This window comes from Arthrobacter sp. 131MFCol6.1 (assembly GCF_000374925.1).
In the GTDB taxonomy this organism is placed as follows: domain Bacteria; phylum Actinomycetota; class Actinomycetes; order Actinomycetales; family Micrococcaceae; genus Arthrobacter.
Window position 1 is genome coordinate 21,803 of sequence record NZ_KB895552.1, and the last position, 22,606, is coordinate 44,408.

The 22,606-nt window shown below is 64.9% G+C and carries 22 protein-coding genes; 12 read left to right on the forward strand and 10 right to left on the reverse strand.

Annotation, left to right across the window (positions count from 1 at the left end):
- Positions 1 to 93 precede the first annotated feature (93 nt).
- Both C566_RS0117115 and C566_RS0117120 read left to right on the forward strand, forming a co-directional pair.
- Positions 94 to 555: a hypothetical protein gene (locus C566_RS0117115; RefSeq protein ID WP_018775581.1), complete on the forward strand. Its 462-nt coding sequence runs from the start codon at positions 94 to 96 to the stop codon at positions 553 to 555.
- 182 nt (positions 556 to 737) lie between these two features.
- Positions 738 to 1,616 carry a PhzF family phenazine biosynthesis protein gene (locus tag C566_RS0117120; protein ID WP_018775582.1) on the forward strand — a complete coding sequence of 293 codons (879 nt, stop codon included), beginning with the start codon at positions 738 to 740 and terminating at the stop codon, positions 1,614 to 1,616.
- Between the two features lie 155 nt (positions 1,617 to 1,771).
- Here the strand turns inward: C566_RS0117120 and C566_RS0117125 are convergent, their stop codons facing one another.
- The 3 genes from C566_RS0117125 to C566_RS0117135 all read right to left on the reverse strand — a co-directional run bounded on the left by C566_RS0117125 (position 1,772) and on the right by C566_RS0117135 (position 5,884).
- Positions 1,772 to 4,333 (reverse strand): GH32 C-terminal domain-containing protein, encoded by a 2,562-nt coding sequence (locus C566_RS0117125; protein WP_231386418.1) that lies wholly within the window; start codon positions 4,331 to 4,333, stop codon positions 1,772 to 1,774.
- 214 nt (positions 4,334 to 4,547) lie between these two features.
- The gene (locus tag C566_RS0117130; protein WP_018775584.1) at positions 4,548 to 4,841 is read right to left on the reverse strand and encodes a putative quinol monooxygenase; all 294 of its coding nucleotides are present in this window, start codon (positions 4,839 to 4,841) and stop codon (positions 4,548 to 4,550) included.
- A gap of 47 nt (positions 4,842 to 4,888) precedes the next feature.
- Positions 4,889 to 5,884, reverse strand: coding sequence for a LacI family DNA-binding transcriptional regulator (locus C566_RS0117135; RefSeq protein WP_018775585.1), 996 nt, complete (start codon positions 5,882 to 5,884; stop codon positions 4,889 to 4,891).
- A gap of 165 nt (positions 5,885 to 6,049) precedes the next feature.
- Here C566_RS0117135 and C566_RS0117140 point away from each other — a divergent pair, with 165 nt between their 5' ends.
- The 4 genes from C566_RS0117140 (at position 6,050) to C566_RS0117155 (ending at position 10,210) form a co-directional block, all read left to right on the forward strand.
- Positions 6,050 to 7,162 carry a substrate-binding domain-containing protein gene (locus C566_RS0117140; RefSeq protein ID WP_018775586.1) on the forward strand — a complete coding sequence of 371 codons (1,113 nt, stop codon included), beginning with the start codon at positions 6,050 to 6,052 and terminating at the stop codon, positions 7,160 to 7,162.
- Positions 7,163 to 7,277: 115 nt separating this feature from the next.
- Positions 7,278 to 8,324: an ABC transporter permease gene (locus tag C566_RS0117145; RefSeq protein WP_018775587.1), complete on the forward strand. Its 1,047-nt coding sequence runs from the start codon at positions 7,278 to 7,280 to the stop codon at positions 8,322 to 8,324.
- Positions 8,321 to 9,115 carry an ATP-binding cassette domain-containing protein gene (locus tag C566_RS0117150; RefSeq protein ID WP_018775588.1) on the forward strand — a complete coding sequence of 265 codons (795 nt, stop codon included), beginning with the start codon at positions 8,321 to 8,323 and terminating at the stop codon, positions 9,113 to 9,115. The genes C566_RS0117145 and C566_RS0117150 overlap by 4 nt, the downstream gene beginning before the upstream one ends.
- 102 nt (positions 9,116 to 9,217) lie before the next feature.
- Positions 9,218 to 10,210 carry a carbohydrate kinase family protein gene (locus tag C566_RS0117155; protein WP_018775589.1) on the forward strand — a complete coding sequence of 331 codons (993 nt, stop codon included), beginning with the start codon at positions 9,218 to 9,220 and terminating at the stop codon, positions 10,208 to 10,210.
- A 156-nt stretch (positions 10,211 to 10,366) separates the two neighbouring features.
- Here the strand turns inward: C566_RS0117155 and C566_RS0117160 are convergent, their stop codons facing one another.
- From C566_RS0117160 to C566_RS0117195, 5 genes are all read right to left on the reverse strand, one after another.
- The gene (locus C566_RS0117160; RefSeq protein ID WP_018775590.1) at positions 10,367 to 12,346 is read right to left on the reverse strand and encodes a glycoside hydrolase family 32 protein; all 1,980 of its coding nucleotides are present in this window, start codon (positions 12,344 to 12,346) and stop codon (positions 10,367 to 10,369) included.
- Between the two features lie 120 nt (positions 12,347 to 12,466).
- Entirely contained in the window at positions 12,467 to 14,065 is a 1,599-nt protein-coding gene (locus C566_RS0117165; protein ID WP_018775591.1) for a glycoside hydrolase family 68 protein, read from the reverse strand.
- A gap of 650 nt (positions 14,066 to 14,715) precedes the next feature.
- Positions 14,716 to 14,964 (reverse strand): CDGSH iron-sulfur domain-containing protein, encoded by a 249-nt coding sequence (locus tag C566_RS0117175; protein ID WP_018775593.1) that lies wholly within the window; start codon positions 14,962 to 14,964, stop codon positions 14,716 to 14,718.
- A gap of 31 nt (positions 14,965 to 14,995) precedes the next feature.
- Entirely contained in the window at positions 14,996 to 16,051 is a 1,056-nt protein-coding gene (locus tag C566_RS0117180; protein WP_018775594.1) for an iron-containing redox enzyme family protein, read from the reverse strand.
- 743 nt (positions 16,052 to 16,794) lie between these two features.
- Entirely contained in the window at positions 16,795 to 17,052 is a 258-nt protein-coding gene (locus C566_RS0117195; RefSeq protein ID WP_018775597.1) for a hypothetical protein, read from the reverse strand.
- Positions 17,053 to 17,326: 274 nt separating this feature from the next.
- Here C566_RS0117195 and C566_RS0117200 point away from each other — a divergent pair, with 274 nt between their 5' ends.
- Both C566_RS0117200 and C566_RS0117205 read left to right on the forward strand, forming a co-directional pair.
- Positions 17,327 to 18,040: a TetR/AcrR family transcriptional regulator C-terminal domain-containing protein gene (locus C566_RS0117200; protein WP_018775598.1), complete on the forward strand. Its 714-nt coding sequence runs from the start codon at positions 17,327 to 17,329 to the stop codon at positions 18,038 to 18,040.
- Positions 18,041 to 18,068: 28 nt separating this feature from the next.
- Complete coding sequence (locus tag C566_RS0117205) at positions 18,069 to 18,299, forward strand: zinc-ribbon domain-containing protein (protein ID WP_018775599.1); 231 nt, start codon at positions 18,069 to 18,071, stop codon at positions 18,297 to 18,299.
- 16 nt (positions 18,300 to 18,315) lie between these two features.
- On the opposite strand, the gene C566_RS0117210 is transcribed toward C566_RS0117205, so the two are convergent.
- A complete protein-coding gene (locus tag C566_RS0117210; RefSeq protein ID WP_018775600.1) occupies positions 18,316 to 18,792 on the reverse strand; it encodes a DUF4188 domain-containing protein in 477 nt (158 codons plus the stop codon).
- A gap of 71 nt (positions 18,793 to 18,863) precedes the next feature.
- On the opposite strand from C566_RS0117210, the gene C566_RS0117215 reads away from it, so the two are divergent.
- The 3 genes from C566_RS0117215 to C566_RS21725 all read left to right on the forward strand — a co-directional run bounded on the left by C566_RS0117215 (position 18,864) and on the right by C566_RS21725 (position 20,669).
- Complete coding sequence (locus C566_RS0117215) at positions 18,864 to 19,502, forward strand: MerR family transcriptional regulator (protein WP_018775601.1); 639 nt, start codon at positions 18,864 to 18,866, stop codon at positions 19,500 to 19,502.
- A 123-nt stretch (positions 19,503 to 19,625) separates the two neighbouring features.
- Complete coding sequence (locus C566_RS23485; protein WP_018775602.1) at positions 19,626 to 20,255, forward strand: helix-turn-helix transcriptional regulator; 630 nt, start codon at positions 19,626 to 19,628, stop codon at positions 20,253 to 20,255.
- A gap of 237 nt (positions 20,256 to 20,492) precedes the next feature.
- Complete coding sequence (locus tag C566_RS21725) at positions 20,493 to 20,669, forward strand: CsbD family protein (protein WP_018775603.1); 177 nt, start codon at positions 20,493 to 20,495, stop codon at positions 20,667 to 20,669.
- 78 nt (positions 20,670 to 20,747) lie between these two features.
- On the opposite strand, the gene C566_RS0117230 is transcribed toward C566_RS21725, so the two are convergent.
- Complete coding sequence (locus tag C566_RS0117230) at positions 20,748 to 21,686, reverse strand: 5'-3' exonuclease (RefSeq protein ID WP_018775604.1); 939 nt, start codon at positions 21,684 to 21,686, stop codon at positions 20,748 to 20,750.
- Between the two features lie 158 nt (positions 21,687 to 21,844).
- On the opposite strand from C566_RS0117230, the gene C566_RS0117235 reads away from it, so the two are divergent.
- Positions 21,845 to 22,594 carry a phosphotransferase gene (locus C566_RS0117235; RefSeq protein WP_018775605.1) on the forward strand — a complete coding sequence of 250 codons (750 nt, stop codon included), beginning with the start codon at positions 21,845 to 21,847 and terminating at the stop codon, positions 22,592 to 22,594.
- The last annotated feature ends 12 nt before the right edge of the window (positions 22,595 to 22,606 follow it).

Genomic DNA, 22,606 nt, shown 5'->3' on the forward strand with positions numbered 1-22,606 from the left:
ATGAGGTCCGCACCGGCGTCCGGGCAGACGATGGATATGCCCTTCGGTGCCCCAATGCCCGGGGGCGAGCCCAGCTGGGAGAGGAGCCTCCAAATGTCGAGACCGCACGCAATCGTCGTGGGATCCATCGCGCTTGCGACCGCCGTCGTACTGCTCACCGGATGCAGCCCAACCAGTCCGCCGGCTGCCACCCCAAGCCCCACCGCGGCCATCTCGAGCCCGCCCGCGAGCGTGTCAGAAGTCTGCGCTGCTGCCGATGCCCATGCCGCGGCCCTAGCGAATTTCAAGGCCACGCTGACGCCGGACGCCACCATCGAGCAGGTCCACTCCGCCCAAGACCAGGTCACGGCGACCTACGAGGATCTGGCCAAGGCAAGCGAGAACCTCGCCCAACAACGGGCGGATGCGGTTAAGGCCGCCGAAGCCAAGTTCAATGCCGCCGTCGCCGCGGTGCCGAACGACGCCACGTTGGCTCAGGCCGCTGATTCCCTCCGGGACGAAGCCTCCAACGTCGAGGCCGCGATCCGCGACCTCAGGACCGAGGTCAACTGCTAGCGGTCTGACATGCCTTGTCCCAATCGGGGCCCTTGAGCCCTCAGATGCAGGTATGGTCGCAGTCGAATCCTCCCGACACGTACTGGGCTCCCGCAGACGGGCCTGTCTGCGATTCATTAACCCTGCTCGACAGCCACAACGCGGGCCCGTGATGTGGTGACCCGGCATGGGAGGATCGGGGTATGGAAAACACCACCCCGGAGGTCCTGCGCTACGCGGCCTTTTCCACGACGCCCACCGGCGGCAATCCTGCCGGCCTGGTGCTGGATGCCCGCCACTTGGACGACGCCGGGATGCTGGCGGTGGCGGCCGCCGTCGGGTACGCGGAAACGGCCTTCGTGACGGAGCCCGGCGTCGGCGGGGACCCGCGCCGGAGCCAGGTTCGGTACTTCTCGCCAATCGCCGAGGTGCCATTCTGCGGCCATGCGACGATTGCGCTGGCCGTTGCGCTAAGCGCACGCGACGGGGCAGGCGCCTTCACCTTCGAGACCCCCGTCGGCCCTGTCCGCATCGAAACAGCGGGCGACGGCGCCGACATCACCGCATCATTCACGGGCGTTGAACCACAGCTGGCCGCCTTCGACGACGACGTCCTGGCCGACCTCCTTGGCCTGCTCGGCGTCGGCCGGGACGATCTCGATCCGGGCTATCCGCCGCGGATCGCGTATTCGGGGAACTGGCATCCGGTGCTGGTCGTCGCGGACCGCAATCTTTTCGACTCCTTTTCCTTCGATCCGGAGGCCGTGCGCCGGCTCATGGACAAACAGGGCTGGGCCGCGACGGTGGCCGTCCTGCACCCGATCGCAGATGGCGAATTCGAGGCCCGGAACCTGTTCCCTGTCGGTGCCATCACGGAGGACCCCGCCACCGGGGCCGCCGCGGCGGCGGTCGGCGCCTACCTGCGCGTCCTGGGCCTGGTCGATCCCCCGTCGAGAGTCCTCATCCACCAGGGAAGGCACGTCGGCCGGCCGGGCCTGCTCACCGTGGACATTCCCGCTGCCGGCGGAATAGTGGTCAGCGGCAGGGCCGTCCGGATCCCCGGCCCCGCGGGCAACAGCTGATCACCAGGTGAAGGCCAACGCAGGTAGCTGAAGGACTTCAGCGTCAGCGTGCCCCCTGCGGTGACGGACACGCTGAAGGGACTGCGCCCGGTGCAATGCCGGACGCAGTCCCTTCAGTTCCAACTCCTTGGGAGCAGGCCAGGCGGTGGGCCGGGTTACTTCCTTTCGGGGAGGAACATTGCCTTTTCCAGCGGTGTCACGATGAGTGATTTGAGCTGGGCGGTCCCGCCTTCTGCGAAGAGGGCCATCTTGTCTGCTCCGGCGTTGGGGAATACCTGGTCGGTGATGGTCCGCAGACCGTCCTGGGCAAACACCTCGACTGAAGAGCGGTCGAGGTAGATCCGCAGGGTGATGTTGCCCTTCCTGTCCAGGGTGACGGGGGCGTCCTCGACGGAAGCGAAGGCCGGGTGGAACGCGCTGTTGCCGGAGTTGGTGCGGTCAACGAAGAGCTTCCCGGCCGTGGCGTCGTAGCCGATGACGGTGGATGATGTCCCGTCGCCCAGCACGGTGATGCCGGATTTCTTGGCCGTGCCCGGAGCGAACGTGATGTCGACTCGTTGGACCTGGCCGGAGGCGGCCGCCGGCAACGGGACTGCCCCCTCCGCGATCCGGATGCCGTTCGTGGTCGAGTAGCGCGGCTTTTGGGCCAGCTTGTCGACCTGCTTCACGGCGCTTTGGGTGAGTCGGGGACCTGCCGGGGTCTGGATCAGTTTCACTTCACGCGGCAGTGACATGGCGCTGCGCCACGGGTTGGTGGGGATGGCGTTGGCGTAGTCCCAGTTGTTCATCCAGCCCAGCATGACCCGCTTGCCTTCGGGCATGTTGGCGAACGACACGGCGGCGTAGTAGTCGCGGCCGTAGTCCAGCCAGTCATAGGACTGCAGCCGGGTTGTGGCCGCTGTGGAGCTCGCTATGAACTCGTCAGCGAGGATATGCCCCCAGCCGAATCGGTTGTTGTCGACGACTTTGATTTGCGCCTGTTGGCCAACGAATTCTTTGACGTTCCATGATGCCCAGTCGAGCGTTTCGCTGTCGTTTCCGGTGGCCGTACGGACCACCTGTCCGTTGACTACCAGGTTTACGGATTCTTCGTCGGACCTGGGAACAGCGGCGCTGTCGGTGAGCATGACATGGTCAAGGGTCAGGTGTCCCCACCCGCCGGTAGCCTGGTCGACCACCCGCAACTGGGCATTCTGTCCCGCGAATTCGGAGACGTCCCAGCCCTTCCAGTTCAGGATTCCGGAATTGTCTCCCGCGAGGGAGCGGACCACGCTGCCGTTGATGAGCAACTGGGCGGCCAGGATCTGTCCGGAGTCCGCGGAGCGGTTGCCGCCGCCGACCAGCATGCTCATAAAATTCTTGGTGATGGGGAATTCCGGTGATGTCAGGGTGCCCTGCCGGTCATCGCCCGGTGCGGTGCCGGTATCGAAGGTGTTGATCCGCTTGGCCCCGATGTAGAAGTCCCCGCCGCTGCTGGCGGGCTGGAAGTTCGGTGTCAGGTCGCCGGTTCCGGTCCAGCCGGCCTCGGCCAGTGTCGTCCCTGGGGGAACCTCGAAGCCGTTGAACTTGAGCTCTCCCTCGGGTGGGGTGTTGTCCAGCTTGTCGGAGACTCGCGGGTGTTTACCGCCGCCTACGAGGAAGTTCAAATAGTCGTCGGAGACCGTAAAGGTTGGTGACTGCATGGACCCGAGCGGCCAGTCGCCGTCGTCGAAGGAGTTGATCAGACCGCTGCCGCCAATGCCGGTCACGGGACTCTGGCCGGGAAGGGTGCCTGAGGCGGGCGTGTCACCGAAGGGACCGTTCTTCCAGTTGCCGGGCTCGTTGTTGACGGTCCAGCCGCTGTAGTTTCCGTCGTTGAACCCGGCCAGGACCGTGCCGGGAGGAAGCGCCGCGGCCGGTTTGGTGGACTCGGACGTGAAGGTTGTGCCATCGAAGTTTCCGACGAAGTACTGGCCGGCGGATCCGCCGGCCACGCCGCCGGGATTGATGTTCACAACCATGACCCACTTGACGTTGCTGGGGTCACCGTCCACGGCGAGCGGGAACAGGTCCGGGCATTCCCACTGTCCCCCGGTGGCATTGGCTGGCCCGAATTCGCTCAGCGCCGACCAATCCTTGAGGTTGGCGGACTTGTAGAGGACCACCTTGTGCTCCTGCGCTTCGACCGCGGTCATCACCCAGTAGCCGCCGCCGGCCGGGTTGTCGTACCAAACCACCTTCGGGTCGCGGAAGTTGGCAGAGTTCCGGTTGAGCACGGGATTGCCGGAGTACTTGGTCCACGTCTGGCCGTCGTCCAGGCTGTAGGCCAGGGACTGCGCCTGCAGGCCGCGGTGCGCAGAGGCATCCTTGTACGCGCTGGTGTAGATGGCCACGAGGGGCGGGTTCTCCGCAGTGCCAAACCCCGAGGAATTGTCCTTGTCCACCACCACGCTTCCGGAGAAGACATCTTCCTGGTCATCGGTGGAGATGGCCAGCGGTTGCTCCTTCCAATGGGTCAGGTCCGTGGACGTGGCGTGGCCCCACGACATGTTCCCCCAGGTGTTTCCGGAGGGGTTGTGCTGGTAGTAGAGGTGGTAGACGCCCTTGTGGAAGACCATTCCGTTAGGATCGTTCATCCAGTTCTTTGCGGGCGTGTAGTGGAAGGCCGGCCGGTAGGGTTCGTCTCCGAGGCCTGAAGCGGCCGACGCCGGCAGGGAACCTGCCAGTGCCGCGGCCATCATCAGTCCCGAGAGCGTCAGTGCAGACACGGTATGTGTCCTGCGGGTGGTCGTTCTGGTCATCTGCTTGTTTCGCCCTTCATCGCGCGCGTCGTCAATAGACAACGTTGTCAGTGCGAAGGACGCTAAGTTATGTCCATCAGACAAGTCAACGATTTTGGCGAACCGGGCCTGGGAACCGCCGGCCGGCCCCTCCGCTGAGGCAGGCCGTAGATTACTCGACCGGCTGGAGCCAGGTCAGCACTGAGCCGTCCTCCTCGATGTGCTCCGCGAGCTCAGCGTTGAAACGCGCGCCATAGGCTGCGCTGATATGTTCCTGGAATGCCGCGTCGCCTTCATAGACCTCGAAGACGAAGTACTCGCGGGGGTTTCGTTCCCGCGTGTAGGGCATGAATAGCTGGTTGCCCGGTTCGCGGCGGACGTGTTCTGTAAGTTCGCGCATCATCTCGGCAACCCGGCTTTCGCTGCCGGGCTTGACGGTGAACTCTGCGTAAAGCGTTTTGATCATGGTTTTCCCTTGTTGTGGATTGGCCGCAGTGGTGGAATTTCGGGTCATCAGGCCGGGGGGAGCTCCCCGGAGCCGCGCTGGATGAGTTCGGACGGAACGACGTAGGTCTGCGGCGCACTATCGTCGCCGTCGATCCTGGCCAGCAACCGCTCGGCTGCAAGCATCCCGATCCTCTCGGGATGCTGGGCAATGACCGTGATGCCCGGATCCATCATGTCCGCCAGCGTGAAGTCATCGAACCCTATCAGGGCCACGCGCTTGCTTAACCCGAGCTCTTTCAGCGCGCGCATGACGCCGAACGTGACGAGGTTCTGGCTGGAGAAGATGGCCGTTGGCGGGTCCTCGGCCGTGAACAGTTCAAGCGCGGCCAGCCGTGCCGACTCCTCATCGTGCAGTCCGTCGCGGACCGGAACGGTGGATGTTGCAATGCCGGCCCGGCCCAGCTCCTCGATGAAGCCGCGCCGCCGTTCCCGGGCGGTCTGGATGTCCGTGCGGTCGCCCAGACAGGCAAGCCTGGTATGGCCGTGCGCCACGAGGTGGGCCGCTGCCCTGGCGGCTCCGACAGCGTTGTCCGTCACCACGGCGTCCGCCTCGATGCCCACGGGTTCACGGTCGATGAACACCATCGGCAGATCGCGGGAGTGTTCCGGAATGACGTAGGACTGGCTCCGCGCTATGGGAGTCAGGACCAGGCCATCCACCCGCCGGCCGAGGAACGCGGCCACCATGGCTTTTTCCCGTTCGGGGTCGTCGTCGAGGCTGGCGGCGAAGACGGCGATGCCGCGGGCCGCAAGCGTGTCTTCCAGCGCACGGTGGACCTCGCTGCTGAACGGGTTGGCCACGCTGGGCAGCAGGAGGCCGATCGAAAGCGTCTGCCGCCCGGTCCGCCGGAGACTCCCGGCCGCCATGTCCAGCTGGTAGTTGAGCTGCTGGGACGCGCCCAGCACGCGCTGCCGGGTGGCTTCGGAGACGCCTGGCTCGTCGTTCATCACGCGGGAAACCGTCTTGATACCCACTCCTGCCAATGCTGCGACGTGGCGCATCGTGGGGCGATTCTTCCCGGGGTCCGCTTGGTAACGATTAGACATCGTTGTCATCACATCGTCCTTCATCATCGAATTTTCATTGACTCTACCTTGTGACGCTGATTACATGATGCCTGACATCGTTGTCAGGCATCGGAAAGTGCCACGAAAACAGGAGATTCAATGTTGAGTTCCAAAGCACCGCGCACCATGACCCACCGCCTGCTCGCCATGGGCGCAGTTCTGACCCTCGGCACCCTCAGCCTTGCCGCCTGCGGCGGAACCCCCGCGGCCAACCCCGGCAGCTCGGCCGCCGAAAAGGTCGGTGTCTCCCTGATCGTGAAGACGACGACCAACCCTTTCTTCGTCTCTATGCAGGACGGCGCGAAGAAGGCGGCCGAGGCCGGCGGCGTGGACCTCAAGCTCGCAGCCGGCAAGGCTGACGGCGACGAGGACACCCAGATCCAGGCCATCGAGAACGCCATCTCCAAAGGCGACAAGGGCATCCTGATCACCCCCAACGGCCCGTCCGTAGTGGACGCCCTGAAGAAGGCCAAGGACGCCGGGCTCTTCGTTATCGCTCTGGACACCCCGCCGGATCCCGCCGACGCCGCCGACATCACGTTTGCCACGGACAACTTCGCCGCCGGCGAGCTGATCGGCAAATGGACCGCAGCCCAGCTGGACGGGAAAAAAGCGACCATTGCCCTCGTCGATCTCTTTGACGACAAGGTCGTCTCAGTTGACTACAACCGGGACCAGGGCTTCCTGACCGGCCTCGGTATCGACACCGCCGACAAAAAGAAGAACGGCGACGAAGCCAAGACCGGCAAGTACACCGGCGGCAAGGGCGGCGACTATGAGATCGTCGGCAGCCAGGCCTCCCAGGGCGCCGAAGACGGCGGACGCACCGCCATGGAAACCCTCCTCGCCAAGAACCCGAACATCAACGTCGTTTACACCATCAACGAACCTGCAGCAGCGGGTGCTTTCGAGGCACTGAAGGCCGCCGGCAAGGAAAAGGACGTCCTGGTCGTCTCGGTGGACGGCGGCTGCACCGGCGTGAACAACGTCAAGTCCGGCGTTATCGGCGCCACGGCCCAGCAGTACCCGGTCAAGATGGCCGAACTGGGCGTCAAGGCCATCGTTGACCTCGCCAAGACCGGCCAGAAGCCGGCCAACTCACCGGGGCTGGACTTCTACAACACCGGCGTCGAGCTCGTTACAGACAAGCCGGCCGACGGCGTCAAGAGCATCACCACCACCGAAGCCTCCGACATCTGCTGGGGAAAGTAGCCCCCACCCAGCTTCACTGCGGGCGGGGAGGCCGGAGCCCGCTATCGGCCTCCCCGCCCCGCACCTACCGAGCTAGGGCCGCCCTAGCAACCATCACGGAAGATCAGGACCAATCGTGACCCAGCAACAGACCGCAGGCCCGCCCAGCGCCGGGCATGCCGACCTGGCGGAGGAATTCCTTGACCGCCAGACACCGCTCAGCCGGATACGCAATATCCTCCACCGCTACCCCGCCGTCAGCCCCGCCCTCGTACTTCTCATCTCGGTGGTCGTGTTCGGCCTCCTCAATGACAGGTTCCTGCGGGTTGAAAACCTCTCCCTGATCACCCAGCAGGTCTCCGTCGTCGGCACCCTGGCCATCGCCCAGACCCTCATCATTCTCACCGCAGGCATCGACCTTTCCGTCGGCGCCGTCATGATCCTTTCGTCCATGGTCATGGCCCAACTCGCTGTCAACAACGGAGTGCCTGCGCCAATCGCGCTGCTCGCGGGCTTGGTCGTCGGACTCGCCGCCGGAGCACTCAACGGATTCCTGGTTACCCGGTTCCGGCTCCCGCCGTTCATCGTCACCCTGGGCACGCTGAACATCTTCATCGCCCTGACGCTGCTCTATTCCAACGGCGCGACAGTGCGCGGCTCGGCCATGCCGCCCCTGCTGACTTGGACCGGAACCACATTCCCGGTGGGCCCGGTCAGGATCTCCACCGGCGTCGTCGTGATGCTCCTGCTCTACATCGCCATCGCGTTCATCCTCGGCAAAACCGCCTGGGGCCGGCACGTCTACGCCGTGGGCGATGACAAGGAAGCCGCCCGCCTGGCCGGCATCGCCGTCAGCAAAGTCCTCATGAGCGTCTACCTCGCCGCCGGCGCCGTCCTGGCCGTCGGCGCCTGGATCCAGATCGGCCGCACCAACGCAGCCAGCCCCAACGCCGGCGTCGACCTGAATCTGGACTCCATCACCGCCGTGGTCATCGGCGGAACCAGTCTCTTCGGCGGTCGCGGGTCGGTCTGGGGAACCCTCCTGGGCGCCCTGATCGTCGGCGTCTTCCGCAACGGACTCTCCCTCGCAGGCCTTGACGTGCTCTACCAGACCCTCGCCGTGGGCGTCCTCATCATCCTCGCTGTGTCCATCGACCAGTGGATCCGAAAGGTGAAATCATGACCTCCACCCACCTGGAGCCGGCCGGAACCCAAGTACGCCAGCCCATCCTGCAGGCCCGGAACCTCGTCAAGACCTTCGGCCGCGTCGTAGGCCTGGACGGCGTCAGCCTGGACCTGTACCCGGGTGAAGTCTTGGCGATCATCGGCGACAACGGTGCAGGCAAGTCCACGCTGATCAAGTGCCTCACCGGTGCTGAGATTCCGGATACGGGCGAGCTGATGGTGTCCGGGCAGCCCGTCCACTTCAAACGCCCCCAGGACGCCCGTGCCCACGGCATCGAAACGGTGTACCAGAACCTGGCGGTCTCGCCGGCTCTGGACGTCGCCTCCAACCTGTTCCTGGGCCGGGAGGAAAGGCGTGCGGGACTCCTCGGGAGCGTGTTCCGGATGCTTGACACCAAAGGCATGCGCACGAAGGCCAGGCAGGAGTTGACCCGGCTGGGAATCTCCACGCTCCAGGACGTCACGGTGCCGGTGGAGAACCTGTCCGGCGGCCAGCGCCAGGCTGTCGCCGTGGCCCGCGCCGCGGCCTTCGGTTCAAAGGTGGTCGTGCTCGACGAACCAACGGCGGCACTCGGCGTCCGGGAATCGAACCAGGTCCTGCAGCTGGTCCGGGACCTCCGGGACCGTGGCCTGCCAGTCATCCTGATCAGCCACAACATGCCCCACGTGTTTGACGTGGCGGACAGGATCCACATCCAGCGCCTCGGCAAATGCGCTGCCACCATCACCCCGCAATCACACACCATGACCGATGCAGTTGCGATCATGACCGGTGCAGCCACCGCCTGAACAACTGCTGCGCTTATGTCAGTCCGCGGATCCGGTTGCCGGTCCGCGGACTGACGCGGCTCTGAACCAGCTCCGCTATCAGCTTCCCACGAGAGACACACCATGGATTACCTCAAAACAGCCCGGCCCGGCGCTCACCAATCCCCCGACGTCATGGTCGTAGGCGAAGCGCTGATCGACGTGGTCACAATGTCGCATGGCACTGTGGAACACCCCGGCGGCTCACCGGCCAACGTCGCCTACGGACTCGGCCGCCTCGGCGTAACAACAGGTCTGCTCACGGCCATTGGCCCGGACGCGCGGGGAGACTCTATCGAAACTCATCTCCGCAGCGCCGGAGTCGTACTTCTGCCCGGATCAAGATCCCTCACCCGGACGGCATCGGCAACAGCAACCCTTGAACCGGACGGCTCCGCCAGGTACGACTTCGACATCACCTGGGACCTTGCCCCAGCAGTCCCCGCCTTCGTCCCCAAAATACTGCACACCGGTTCCATCGCCACTTTCCTCAAACCCGGTGCCGGTGCGGTGAGATCACTGCTCGAACAGGCCCACAGAGACTGCATGATCACCTACGATCCCAACATCAGGCCGGCCCTGCTCGGCAGCCATGCAGAAGCGAAAGCCACCTTCGAAGAGCTCGTGCCCTTAACCGACGTCGTCAAACTCAGCGACGAAGACGCCCAATGGCTGTACCCCCAAAAAAGCCTGGACGAAACCGCGGCCCACATCCTCGGTTTGGGCACCGGACTTACCGTCATCACCAAGGGCGCCGACGGCTCACAATTCACCACCTCCGCCGCTAACATCAGCATTCCTGCCGTGAAGTCCAAGGTTGCCGACACCATCGGCGCCGGGGACTCTTACATGTCCGCCCTGATCCTGGGCTTTCTCACCCGAGGAACCGAAGGCTTCGCCCCGGCTGTCCTGGAGCAGCTTGGACACACCGCAGCTGCAGCCGCGGCCATTACCGTTCAGCGCCCGGGAGCGAACCCTCCGACCCTGGAAGAACTCGACATCGCCGTCGAAGCCCATCCCTTGGCCCAGTACACCGGCTCCCGAAGCACATGCCCAGTCCTAACGCGGCCCGTATGACGGTCCCCCACCGTGCTCTTTGGACGGGCCTGGCAGTTTGCGAGGCGTGGAAAAATGCTGCAGGTACGTTCGGACGTGACTGCGTCTGACGACGACGGAGGCAAAGTCCCGTCCGTCGTCGCCAAAGCCCGGAAGGACGAGCTGCCTAAGTGCTGTTCACTGCGTGCCGGCCAGCCGTCGGTAGCTGAAGGACTTCATGGTCAGCGTGCCGCCCGCGGTGACGGCTTTGATGCCCGGCGTCCCCGCGGTAGGGAAAACGAGTGAGGTCAGGGTCTTTTCGCCGCCGTTGATGAAAACTTCAACCGAGCAATAGTCGACGAATATCGTGAGCTCCACCGTGCCGTTCCGCGCTGGGCTGGCTGCGCGTCGCATGGCCCGATAGTCCGGGCTGAGTTCGGCCTTGCCGGTGGCGGCAGCATCCGTCTCGCGGGAGATGAAGGCCGATTCGTTGGCAAAGTCGTATCCGACAGTCGCGAACGTTCCCGCGTCGCTTCCGAGCTCGATTCTCGCAACGGAACCGTCGTCCTGCGCCGTCCGATCGAGAGTCACATCGAGCCGGTATGCCCCGCTCTCCGGAGCCGGCAGCTGTCCTGCGCCGTCCGGTGTCATTCGGCGTTCCCCGGTGGTTGCCACCGGGCCTTCAATGGACTTCATGGCCGGGGTGGGGCTCGACACCAGCGTTGGCTTTCCCGAGATTGTTTCCAGCCGTATGTCGCGCACAAGGGAATCGGCGCCGCCGTGCCAGTCCTCGGTGGGCAACTGCCGGGCGTACGCCCAGTTGTTCATCCACCCGATGGCGTGCCGGGAGGACATCCGCTGGCTTTCGGTGAGTCTCGGATCATCCCAGGTCACGGCGGCGTAGAAGTCGGAGCCGGCGTCGAGCCACTGGTGCGGCTCGTCGGACGGGGTGAACCGGGTCCCGTCCCAGGTTCCGGTCCAGTAGGCGACGCCGGTGGTGAAGCCCTCGTCGCTCCCGTTGGCGCTGGCGGCCAGGACCCAGGTCCGTTTGGATGGATCACCGTCGAGATCCAGCTGGAAGAGGTCCGGGCATTCGAGGGTGCCAAGACCGTTGCGTTCGATGCCGGAGGCGTAGTGCCAGTTCTTCAGGTCCGGCGAGGTATACATGCCGATCTTTTCGCCTTCGGCCAGGGCCATCACCCATTGGCCGTGGGCGTCATCGCGGATGATCTTAGGATCCCGCCAGTCCGGTTCGCCGGGGTTTTCCATGACCGGGTTCTGCGCATACGCGGTGAAGGAGTATCCGTTGTCGGTGGAATAGAACAGCGACTGCCGCTGGATTCCCTGGTCCTGTTGCGTCATGATCGCGATGACGGCTCCCTTGCCAAAGCCGGCGGAATTGTCGTGGTCCACCACGGCACTTCCGGTTTCGATGTCGCCCAGCCCGTTTTGGTACTTGGCGATCGCCACCCCCTCGTCCTTCCAGTGCACCAGGTCTGTGCTGGTCAGGTGGTACCACTCGGTGCCGTTCTCCTTCGGGTACCCGGCGTTGTAGAGGTAGTAGTAGTGCCAGACGCCGTCGAGCAGGATCGGACGCTGCGGATCATTCATCCAGTTCTTCCCGGGGGTGATGTGATAGCCCGGCCGGAACTCGGATGCCCCCTCGGGCCGGTCGAAAGCCGCGACGGCGGGCGCCGAAGTCGGCTGTTGCACGCCCAGATCCGCGAGCATGGACCCGACGGCTTCGGAGGTCATGCAGTCCGGGCGGACGACCTCACCGGATCCCGCACGGACCACCCGGTCCTCCTGGCTGGACATCACGTCGACGTCGCCTCCGGTCCGCGCGGCTGCCACCCACCCGTCGGGGCATGCGATGCTTCGCACGTCCGCCACACCCTCGGTCCGGATCGGATGCGCCAGCTGCTCAAGGGTGCGGTCACCGCTGCTGAGCCAATAGGAGCCGTAAATCCCCCGGGATTCCTTGGCTTCGGTCTGGGCGTCGGCGACGCTCCGGAGTGCCTGCTCGGCGTGCCTCTGGACACCCGGACGGGTTGCCGCCGAAGGGACCAGCGCCAGCGCGACCAGGACGGCCGCGGCCGCTGCTGCCACCGCTATCCAGATCGTCCGGCGGCTCGGCCTTCCGTGTTTCAGCGCCGGCGGGCGTACGAGGTTTTTCATGATTCAACATTCCTGGTTCTGGTGAAAGCCATCCCGCCTCAGCTGGGGCCTGCAGGTGCGGGAGACGGAAGCGCCCGGAGAATCCGGGCGCTTCCGCCTCAGGACTGCCCTACTGCACTACTACTTGTAGAGGCCGGCACCGCCGACGTTGAGGTTCGTGGGCAGGTACCCGAACGGGCCCAGGCCGTTCTGGCCGAAGGTGCGGTCAACTGCCGAAACTCCGTTGCGGAAGTTGATCTTCACGGTGGGCGAGAGGGAACCGCCGCGGACACCGTTCACGTTGTCGATGAAGGACTGCACGAGACCGCCCGGCTGAACGTAGTGCGAGTAAGCCTGGAACTGGCGGCCGTTCTGGCGGGGATCCGGCCCTTCGGGAGCATTGGCTGGCATGTTGAGGTCCGTGGGGGATGCCAGAGCCAGGCCGCTGTTGTTCATGGGCTGGTAGTCGGAACGGACGCCGTCGCCCACAAAGCCGTAGACGCCGTCAGGGCCGCGCATCCCATCCGCGTAGGTGAACTGGTGGCTGATGGTGAACAGGTAGTACTTGTTCTTGCCGGCCTCGTTCTGGATGAAAATCTGCGGACGCTCGGTCTGGTCGTTGACGCAGTTGGCGGAAAGGATCGGCGGCAGGAAGTGCCACTTGGTCAGGTCCTTGTTGTCGGCCACGGCCAGGCCCACGTTGGCGGTCTGGAACCATGCACCGGTGGTGGAGTTCACGGTGCTCGTGGCTTCGGCGTGGGGATCGCCGGGCTGGTAGCCCAGGTCCCCGTCCGTGCACTTGTAGTCGCCCCGCTTGCCGCCGGTGTTGCCTTCGAAGACCATGAAGGTCTTACCCGGGTGCGCCGGGTCTGCGAACGTGTACGGGTCCCGGAAGGCGAAGCCCGGGTTCTGGGCCTTGTTCTGGTACATGACGCCGTCGGGCTCCAGGAGCTTGGTGTGCTCGAAGCCGTCGAAGCTCACGCCGTTCTTGTCTGCGTGGATGTTGCCCAGCGCCTTGGCGATCACGGCATCCGGGGCGATTCCGCCGCCGCCGGCGTTGCGCTCGGCAACGTCGTAGAACGTGGTTGCCGTGTAGAAGACGTTGACGTGGTTTCCCTGCATGAGGCGGGTGGAGCCGGACCATTCGGTGTTGCCGACGGAGGTGTTGTCCAGGAACAGGTGTCCGCCGTAGTTCCACTTGTCCTTGGCCGGGTCGGCGTTGGTCTTGCGGAAGAAATAGCCGATCCGGGCGTTCCAGTGCCGCTGGTCGAAGCCGTAGCCGGCGTGACGGTCGGCAACGAGTGAGAAGATGACGTCCCAGCCTTTGTAGCTGATCTGGTTTGCGTTCTCGTCGGTCAGGGACCAGGTGTCCCAAACCCACACGTCGTTGTTCATGGCCGGGAAGTCCTGGGGGATTTCCGGCATGGTGACGTTCGGGCTCATGGAGTTCTGGCCCGGGGTCACGCTTGTGCTGCTTTGGGCCATGATCTGTTTGGCATCGGCACGCGTCCACTTGGAGGTGAAGGCCGCTGCCGGATCAAACGCCTGCTGCGTGTGCTTCGTGGGCAGGGGGAAGCCGGGTGTCGGCGCCGGCATCTGCCCGCCGCTCGGCGGATCCGAGGGCGTGTTTGCCTGGGCTGACGGAACGGCAAGGAAGACGGAGGCCGCCACGGCCGCCGCCAGTGCCGCGGCGACAGAACGCCACCGCAGCTTCCGGTGTGTATTGGGGTGCTCGTGCATTTTTGCTCTTCTCGCGGAGTTGAGACCATTCGTGGAAGACGGGCTTATGCCCTCATTCCCCGAAACTCCGGCAGCCCCGAATGACACCGTAGGCGTCATCGAGGACGCCATCGTGTCGAGGGGACGGGACCTCGGTAGGGCCCCGCTGTGGCCCGGGAGGGTGCTGACCTCCTGGACGTTCATCACCGTAGACAGTGCCGGCGAGGAATCAAAACCACATTTCAAGCACTAAAACGGCTCACACCCCGGTCGATGTAAGCGCTTGCACAAACTCTCCGCGCGCGTGCCACGCCTCAAAGATTGAGTCAAATATTTCCTAAAAAATATGCTTTATTTTTTTCGTTGCCCGCTGTTTACCCGTTCGTTGCCCCGCGGCCCCCTTCGCCCAGCCAACACTGCGGAGCACGACGCCGGCGCCTTGAGTAAGCCGCCGGGCTGCCTAAGGCGCTGGTACTTCGCCCACCGGAGGCCACGAATCCGGCGATAATTGCCACAGATCCCCAACCATTCCCCGGCGCCGAAGCAGCATTCCCCGGTGCCGAAACGAGCGTGAACACGAGCCCCCGGCATGCCGGCGCCGAGAGGGACGCGCCCCAGAGGTCCCGGCGGTCAGGATCCCGGCTGGTGGCGGGCACGCCCCGCAGGGTGCCTCACGTCGCTTCTTTCGTCCCCGGGGTGGCGGGGTATTCGGTTCGGAACCCGATCAATTTGTGGGTGCCGTCGCAGTAGGGTTTGATCGCGGACGCGCCGCAGCGGCACAGGGCGACTGTTTTGCGCGTCCGCGGCACTGCTCCCCCGGATGGGGTGACGATCTCAAATTCGCCGCGGACCAGGATCGGTCCGTCGGGACAAATAACAATGGCGCCGTCATTGGAGGATTCCTGCGGTTTCTGGTTCATTCGTGCTCCCTGTCTGGGGTTCGTGCCCGGGTCAGACCCCGGCGGGGACAGGCGGCTTCAGCGAGGACGTGCCGGTTTCCCATGCCCCCATGATGTGCGCGGCGAGCCGGGCGTCGATGGCAAGCGCCGCCGTCGCGCCGAACAGGACGTCCGGAAGAAGGCCCGGTTCTGCCTCCACGAGCCCTCCGGCGAGATCCCGGCCCGCGATCTGTTCGTGGACGGCGTCCGCTTCGACGTGCTCATCGAAGTACGCGGTCACATCGGCCCCGAACCCGAGACGCCGGAATCCGTTGCCGTAGAGCTGGTTCGGCCGGGAGGACGTCATCTCATAAATCGCCAGATGCCCTGCGATGGCTCCCCGTAGCCTGCGGTTCAGGCCGAAAAGGGACATCATGTTGACCGCGGCGAGAGAGACGGCCGGGACGGCGTCCACGTAGCCGCCGTAGACATCGTCCAGCCCCAGCCCTCGCATGGTCCGGGCGAACAGTGCGCTGTGCATGCGGTCCGGACGGCCTCCGCCGTACTCGTCAGCCTGGATCTCCACCAGCGCAGCCTTTGCCCGCCCGGTCAGCCTCGGGATCGCCCAGGTGTGCGGATCGGCTTCCTTGAGCTGATAGATCGATTTGTGGACCAGGAATTCACGGAGCTGCCCGAGGGTTGCTTTCTTCGCCACATGGCGGGACATGCCCGGTCCACCGTCCTGGCCCGCGAGCCCGAAGAGAAGGTCCGCCACGGCATCGCTGTCCAGGCCGGCGGCAGGAGCAGGCTGGACTGATCCGGCGGACGAGCGGGCCGCGGACCGCAGCGCGAGTTCGAACGGTTCCTCCAGCATCTGCCGGAGTGTGATCAGCCCGGGGTTCCATTCCCAGCGGTTGTCCACCCCATCCAAGCCGCCGTAATGCAGCTCGTACAGGCAGAACAGGGCCAATTGCACATCGCCGTCGTCGATGACGTCATCGGTGAGTGCCAGCTGCCCTTCTATAAGACGGTGCAGCGCGCCCTGGGCTGCGGAAACATCTCCGGTCCCGTCGGCCAGAAGCCGGAATAGGCCACCGCTGATGGGTCCGCGCGCGTCAGGGATCTTCATGTTTTTCTCCTACGTGGGCCCCAGCGATACTGGCTGCGGCCGGTGAAAAGTGCGTCGATGCGGGCCCGGCCCGGGGTACCGGCCGGGGGGCCCAGGGTGCAGCCCCTTAGCTGTTGCCGGTGTAGACGAGGCTGTCCGGGTCGACTTCGTTCGCCGGGGCGTCCGCGAGTCCCTGCGGGGACAGATCCATGTCCATAAGCCCGGGTCGGTGGTTGTGGGCCGCGGAGGGTCCGGTGGTGGCAGTGCTGTGGTTGGAAACGGTGTGCCCCTAATACTTTGTTGGATACAGACCCTGGAGGGTGCTGCCTGTCACGGGCGGGGTATTTCCATCTGGAACCCGCACCGGCACCGGAGAACACGCGTCCGGAGATATTCGCCCAGAAAATCCGGACTCCCGGCGTGAGTGGAAACCGCCCGGTGCGGACTTCGCCGCTCGGGGTCCACTGCGGACATCGGCTCCTGGCAGTGGCGGTAGGCGTCCTCCCGGTGCACGGCGCCGCCGCTGTTCCCGGTCCGCGCCGGGATGGTTGCGAGAAACGCCGCAGTCGTAGCCACCACGTGCGAGCTGCCGCAGCTGGTGCAGCTGATGGCGGCCGCGAGGGTTTCCTGCTGAGGATTCATGGTGGCGACAGAGTCCAGGAGGAGGTGCCGGTCGGTCTCACAGGTCGCACACCAAGGCCGGCGCCCCCGGGGCTGGTGGGCGTCCCGGGGCAAGTACGTGCTTGACGTGATGGTCATCCGGGTCAGACCAGGCCCGGGTAGCTGGCCAGGATGTAGTCCGCCGCGGCCGGTCCTTTCATGCGGAGGCCGTTGCGCTTGGGATGGACCTGCTTCTCTTTCATGGCCGCCCAGAAGGCATCTTCGGAGCGGGGCGTGGTCTGGCTCAGGAAACACCAGCTGGTGTAGAGCCCGTAGAGGCAGTCCCTGCCCAGGGCGTGGTCGGATGCAGGGTCCCGGGTGGTGGCTTCCTGCAGGAATTGGTCGTACTGGGAAGTTGCCATGAGTGGCTCGTTTCTTCGCGGTGCATTGTGTGCCGCCGTGTGGCTACAGCAGCTGAGCGTCAAGGCCATGCACGGGGCGATGAAGCAAGTTCCCGCACTGCTGCGTCACCGCAGATCCGGGGATAAAGGGTTACTGGGCTGGGGGTCCACATCCTGCGGAAACCAGTCAATGCAACTTCTCTACAATGTAGACTGTAGGCGTAGACTACACATTAAGCAACCGGCTTTTCATCCCGCAAATGCCACCACTCTGAACCGACCCGAACGGAAAACCATGTCGTCCGAAGAGCATCCGGCGCCCCCTGCGGCTCCCGGCAAGAAGGCTCGCCTCAGCCGGGAGATTGTCCTGTCGACGGCACTGACACTGGTGGACGCCGAAGGACTCGACGCCCTCACCATGCGCAGGCTCGGGCAGGAACTCGGGCGGGACCCCATGAGCCTGTACCGCTACGCCGCCAACCGCGCGGCCCTGCTGGACGGCGTCTCAGAACTCGTGCTGAACGAACTGGCCATCATTCCCGATGATCCCGACTGGCAGTCGCAGCTCCGGCGCATTGCCCACGACCTGCGGCTCCTGGCGCTCCGGCACCCCAACGTCGTGCCCCTCCTCGTGACCCGCCCCCTGTCAACGCCCCTGGGACTGCGGCCGCTGGGAACATTGCGTCCGCTGGAGCAGATCCTGTCCCTGCTGATCGACGCCGGATTCGCCCCCGTTGACGCACTGCACGTCTACCGCGCCTACTACGGATACCTCTACGGGCATATCCTCAACGAACTGCAGGAATTCGTCGTCGACCCCGAGGAAAATGAGGCCCTTCTCCGCTTGGGCCTGCACCGCCTGCCGCCGAAGGAATTCCCCCGCCTCCGCGCCCTCGCCCCGGTTCTCGCCGACTATGACGGGATGGCCGAGCTGGATGAGGGAATCACCATCCTGCTCTCGGGGCTCGCGGCCCGCCTCCCGCTGCCGGAGGCCCCGGCCAAACCCTGATCCGGAACTTCCTTTGAAAGGACGCGCCATGTTTGTCCTCCTCGGCCTCAAGACCGTGCTGCATGGCCATCCCGAACGGATGGCAACGTGCCAGTACTGCCACCAATTCGCGCAGCATCAACTGCAGGAACGCGCCACCAAATTCACCGTGTTTTTCATCCCCGTCTTCACGATTTCCAGGGCCTACGACATCACCTGCACCAACTGCGGTCAGAACTCGATCGTCAAGCCGCGGCAGAAAAACACGCTCCTGCGTTAGGAAAGCCGGCGCCGCATCAGCGGGGCTTAGAGAGCCGATCCTTCGCGTGATGGCTTCCGGGCCCGACAGGCACCAGCTCCGTGGCTTGCGCGAGACCTTCGGTAGGCATCGAGACGTACATGCTCTCTGCCCGGCTCACCTGGAATGTCTCATGCCAGATGCCGACGGCCCTGGGGGCCTTCCTGGCCTGGCGGTTAAAGGCAGTCCAGGCCGGCCTGTGCTCGGATTCGGGCGCACTGGCGTAGGCATACAGCTTGTCCAGCGAGTCCCAGTACTGCACGATAACCGGCCCGCCGGCTCCAAGGGCAAATCGAAAGCCTAGAAGGCCGGAACCCGGCTCCTTAAAGAGCTCGGTCAGCATTCGGGGCATCGCAAAGAAGACTGGCAGCCACAGATCCGGTCGCCAGGGACTGTTGATGCGCATGCCGATGAGGAAGACCACCAAGTCACCGGAATGGCGGTGCGTGAAACGTCCAGCATTGATGCGTGCCATGCTTTTCCCCTAACTAGATACTGATACTCTCCAATATTGGTGAGTGCTACTATCTAAGTCAAGGAGAAACTTTGCGCATCTCACAGCTGGCCGCGGCCACAGAGGTTCCTGTGGCCACCATCAAGTACTACCTCCGGGAGAAACTGCTTCACGACGGCGTACTGACCTCCGCGACCCAGGCTCGCTACGACGACTCGCACGTACGGCGGCTGAAGCTGATCCGGGCACTCATTGGCACGGCCGGGCTCAGCGTCAGCGCCACCCGCGAGGTACTGCTTGGCCTGGAAAACCCGCCGGAGTCGGGCCACGACCTGCTCGGAATCGCGCACCATGCGGTCTCCCGGACCGCACCGGACGACGCCGACCTCTCCTCGGCACAAGAGCTCCTGGACCGTTGGGGCTGGGGCGCTGAGACTTGCGATCGCGATACCCAGGCGGCCCTGGTAAAGGCCCTGCACGGGCTCTCGGAGGCGGGATTCGAGGCGCCAGCGGCGCTCTTGGACCGCTATGCCACGGCAATGCAGGACATCGCGGAGGCCGACGTCGAAAGTGTCCCCACGGATTCGGCCGAGGCCGCGATGCGGCACGTGGTCCTCGGGACGCTCCTGATGGAACCGGTGCTCCTGGCCATGCGCCGGCTTGCCCAGCAGAGCGCATCCTTCCGGCGGTTTGGCGGGACGGAGACCTCCCGGCAGTCCGGCACGGAATAGTTTTTCCGGACAAACCGCGCTGGCAGACCCTTGATCAATGATATTCACCGATATATCGTTGATTATCGCCGAACGATCGGCGACCATCAAAGGATTCACCTTATTTGGAAGGTCGATGCCGCTATGAAAGGCATGCAGGACGACAAATTTACGGACGCCGGACCCGCCCACGGACGCTTCGGGCGCGGCAGGAGCCGCCGCGGACCCCACGGACACGGCGGTTTCGGCCCGGGCCGCGGGTTCGGGCCCGGCTTCGGTCAGGGTTTCGGTCCGGGTTTCGGCCCGGGTTTCGGACCGGGCTTTGGCCCCGGCGGGTCGCGGCGGGCCAGCAGGGGCGACGTTCGTTGGGCGATTCTCTCCCTCTTGGCTGAATCACCGTCCAACGGCTACGGGCTGATCAAGACCATTGCGGAAAAGACGTCAGGAGCCTGGCGGCCGAGCCCGGGGTCCGTCTACCCCACGCTCCAGCAGCTCGTTGACGAAGAGCTCATTGCGCCCGTAGGTGATGGCCGGCGCACCGAATTCACCCTCACCGATGCGGGCAAGGCCTACGTGGCCGATCACGCCGAGGAGCTGGGGAACGCCTGGAACACCGACCCCGAGGGATCCGGACCGGCGTTCCACCAAAGCGTCGGAAAACTCATGGGAGTCATCCACCAATTCCGCTTCTCGGCAACCGAGGAACAACGCAATGCCGCAATGACGGTAATCGATGACACCCGCCGCGCGCTCTACCGCATCCTTGCCGACTAACACCGCCGCTTCGGATGGCGCGCAGCCATCCCTGCCAATGGTCCCTGCCCGAATAACTCAGCGTGGCGGGAATTGCATTCCGGCCCCGTGATCGCCTGATTTCGATTATTGTCCCGGAGCGGAGGATGGCGCGGACCGCCCCAAATGGCCCCCGCTTTCCACGGTTCTGTCCCTACAATTAAGTGTGGCCTCCATGGCATTCACGTCGCGGGGGCGACATCAATAAGGAGGTTCATCATGGGCCTGGGTGACAAGATCCACAATGCCGCCGAGAAACTCCACGGCAAAGGCAAAGAGGCCGCCGGCAAAGCCACCGGCGACGACAAGATGAGGGCCGAGGGCAAAAGCCATCAAGTCAAAGCAGACCTGAAGCAGGCCGGCGAAAAGGTCAAGGACGCCTTCAAGAAACACTGACAACAGGCCGCCGGAGGGCGGAGGTGCGGTCCGGATCGCATTTCCGCCCCGGCATTTGCCCCCACAATCCAGGGAACCCTAACGGCGCAGGTCGAGTGCCTCAAGGAGCCGCGTGACCGAACCGCCGAGGTTCCACTCGGTGGCAAGACGCTCAAGCTCGGCGCGCGAACCGCCGGGGACAGGGTGCAGCTGCGCGCCTGCCTCCTCGAGCGTCGGCAGTTCCAGGTTCCTCACAATCTTCACGACGGCGGGCGCAACCGCGAGGTAGTCCGCCGCCGCGGCGAGTTTCGACCGCACGGCGGTGGACAGCCCGCTCCCTGGGTCCGCGGCAGCCGCGAGCAGCCCGTCGAGCGTGCCGTACTCGCCGAGCAGCGACGCGGCGGTTTTCTCGCCGATGCCGGCAACGCCCGGCAGCCCGTCGGAGGTGTCACCGCGCAGGGTCGCGTAGTCGGCATACTGCCCGGGCAGGACGCTGTACTTGCCGACGACGACGGCGTCGGTCAGGACTTCAAGGTTCTTCATGCCGCGCGCGGTGTAGATTACCCGCACCTGACGGGCGTCGTCGACGATCTGGAAGAGGTCGCGGTCGCCTGTCACCACATCGACCGGAAGCTCGGCGTGGCTGGCATAGGTGCCGATGACGTCGTCGGCCTCGTGGTCGGCAGCCCCGACGACGGCGATGCCGGCGAGCTCGAGCACCCGGCGGATCATCGGAATCTGCGCCTCGAGCGCGTCCGGCACCACCTCCACATCGGGGGCGCCCGCCACTGCCTCGGCGACCCGATGCGACTTGTAGCTCGGGATGAGGTCCACCCGCCACTGCGGGCGCCAATCATTATCCCAGCACGCGACGAGATGCGTCGCACCGTAGTCGGTGGTGAGCCGTGCGATCATGTCGAGCAGCCCGCGAACGGCGTTCACCGGGGTGCCGTCGCCGCGGCGGATCGTGTCGGGTACGCCGTAGAACGCACGAAAGTACAGCGACGCGGTGTCGAGGAGCATCAGGCGGTCGGTCATGACTGATCCTGACACGGATGCGCCCGCTGGCGGCGGACCGTCACGGTTCCATCTTCGGAAGAGGCACAAAGTGATGCAGTCGACGCCGATGTCCGGGCCGTGTGAGGCCGGGCCTTTGCCCCCTCTCCTACGGCGGTCGAGCGGGTAGATTTGGGCGGATGGATGGAGAAGAGGTTCTGGCCGGAGGCAATTCGACTCTCGTCACGCGGGTCGGTGACACGGTGCGCCGGACCGCAGGACCGTGGACGCCGGCCGTCCATTCGCTCCTCGAAACGCTTCGGCATGCTGGCATCACTGAGGTCCCCCAGGCACTGGGCATGGACGAACATGGCCGGGAGGTACTCAGCTTCATCGACGGCGATGCAGCACATTACCCGTTGCCAGACTGGATTTGGGAACCTTGCCTTCTGCGTGACGCCGGGGCCCTACTCCGCCGCATCCACGACGCCAGCGTCGGACTGGCCCAGGCGGATCTCACGTGGCAACTGCCCACGCACCAACCCGCAGAAGTCGTGTGCCACAACGACGCCGCGCCGTACAACATGGTGTTTGCCGACGGGCGGCTGACCGCGCTCATCGACTTCGACACGGCCTCGCCGGGGCCACGGATCTGGGACTTTGCCTACCTGGCCTACCGACTCGTGCCGCTGGGCGAGAACGGCGGCCCCGGGGCCCCGGACGAGCAGCAGCGGCTGCCCCGTCTGGATGCCCTCATTGACGCGTACGGTGCCCGCTTCGGACACGGGCAAGTGTTCCAAACCCTGGCGGCGAGGCTGGACGAACTGGCGGAGCTGACGGACGGCCGCGCTGCGGCTACCGGACGGGAGGATTTTCTCGATCACTCCGCCATGTACCGCAGGGATCGCGGCAGAGTGTCCGCGATGGCCCGCGGGCTGTCCGTCCGGTAACTCGACGCGTCC

Bases quoted from the DNA above. Each gene is read 5' to 3' on its own strand.
- C566_RS0117165 (WP_018775591.1), bottom strand. From the start codon at position 14,065: ATGCACGAGCACCCCAATACACACCGGAAGCTGCGGTGGCGTTCTGTC.
- C566_RS0117200 (WP_018775598.1), top strand. From the start codon at position 17,327: ATGTCGTCCGAAGAGCATCCGGCGCCCCCTGCGGCTCCCGGCAAGAAG.
- C566_RS0117205 (WP_018775599.1), top strand. From the start codon at position 18,069: ATGTTTGTCCTCCTCGGCCTCAAGACCGTGCTGCATGGCCATCCCGAA.
- C566_RS21725 (WP_018775603.1), top strand. From the start codon at position 20,493: ATGGGCCTGGGTGACAAGATCCACAATGCCGCCGAGAAACTCCACGGC.
- C566_RS0117125 (WP_231386418.1), bottom strand. From the start codon at position 4,333: ATGGCCGCGGCACTGGCAGGTTCCCTGCCGGCGTCGGCCGCTTCAGGC.
- C566_RS0117155 (WP_018775589.1), top strand. From the start codon at position 9,218: ATGGATTACCTCAAAACAGCCCGGCCCGGCGCTCACCAATCCCCCGAC.
- C566_RS0117130 (WP_018775584.1), bottom strand. From the start codon at position 4,841: ATGATCAAAACGCTTTACGCAGAGTTCACCGTCAAGCCCGGCAGCGAA.
- C566_RS0117160 (WP_018775590.1), bottom strand. From the start codon at position 12,346: ATGAAAAACCTCGTACGCCCGCCGGCGCTGAAACACGGAAGGCCGAGC.
- C566_RS0117150 (WP_018775588.1), top strand. From the start codon at position 8,321: ATGACCTCCACCCACCTGGAGCCGGCCGGAACCCAAGTACGCCAGCCC.
- C566_RS0117230 (WP_018775604.1), bottom strand. From the start codon at position 21,686: ATGACCGACCGCCTGATGCTCCTCGACACCGCGTCGCTGTACTTTCGT.
- C566_RS0117235 (WP_018775605.1), top strand. From the start codon at position 21,845: ATGGATGGAGAAGAGGTTCTGGCCGGAGGCAATTCGACTCTCGTCACG.
- C566_RS0117115 (WP_018775581.1), top strand. From the start codon at position 94: ATGTCGAGACCGCACGCAATCGTCGTGGGATCCATCGCGCTTGCGACC.
- C566_RS0117140 (WP_018775586.1), top strand. From the start codon at position 6,050: ATGTTGAGTTCCAAAGCACCGCGCACCATGACCCACCGCCTGCTCGCC.
- C566_RS0117120 (WP_018775582.1), top strand. From the start codon at position 738: ATGGAAAACACCACCCCGGAGGTCCTGCGCTACGCGGCCTTTTCCACG.
- C566_RS23485 (WP_018775602.1), top strand. From the start codon at position 19,626: ATGAAAGGCATGCAGGACGACAAATTTACGGACGCCGGACCCGCCCAC.
- C566_RS0117180 (WP_018775594.1), bottom strand. From the start codon at position 16,051: ATGAAGATCCCTGACGCGCGCGGACCCATCAGCGGTGGCCTATTCCGG.
- C566_RS0117175 (WP_018775593.1), bottom strand. From the start codon at position 14,964: ATGAACCAGAAACCGCAGGAATCCTCCAATGACGGCGCCATTGTTATT.
- C566_RS0117135 (WP_018775585.1), bottom strand. From the start codon at position 5,884: ATGCGCCACGTCGCAGCATTGGCAGGAGTGGGTATCAAGACGGTTTCC.
- C566_RS0117195 (WP_018775597.1), bottom strand. From the start codon at position 17,052: ATGGCAACTTCCCAGTACGACCAATTCCTGCAGGAAGCCACCACCCGG.
- C566_RS0117210 (WP_018775600.1), bottom strand. From the start codon at position 18,792: ATGGCACGCATCAATGCTGGACGTTTCACGCACCGCCATTCCGGTGAC.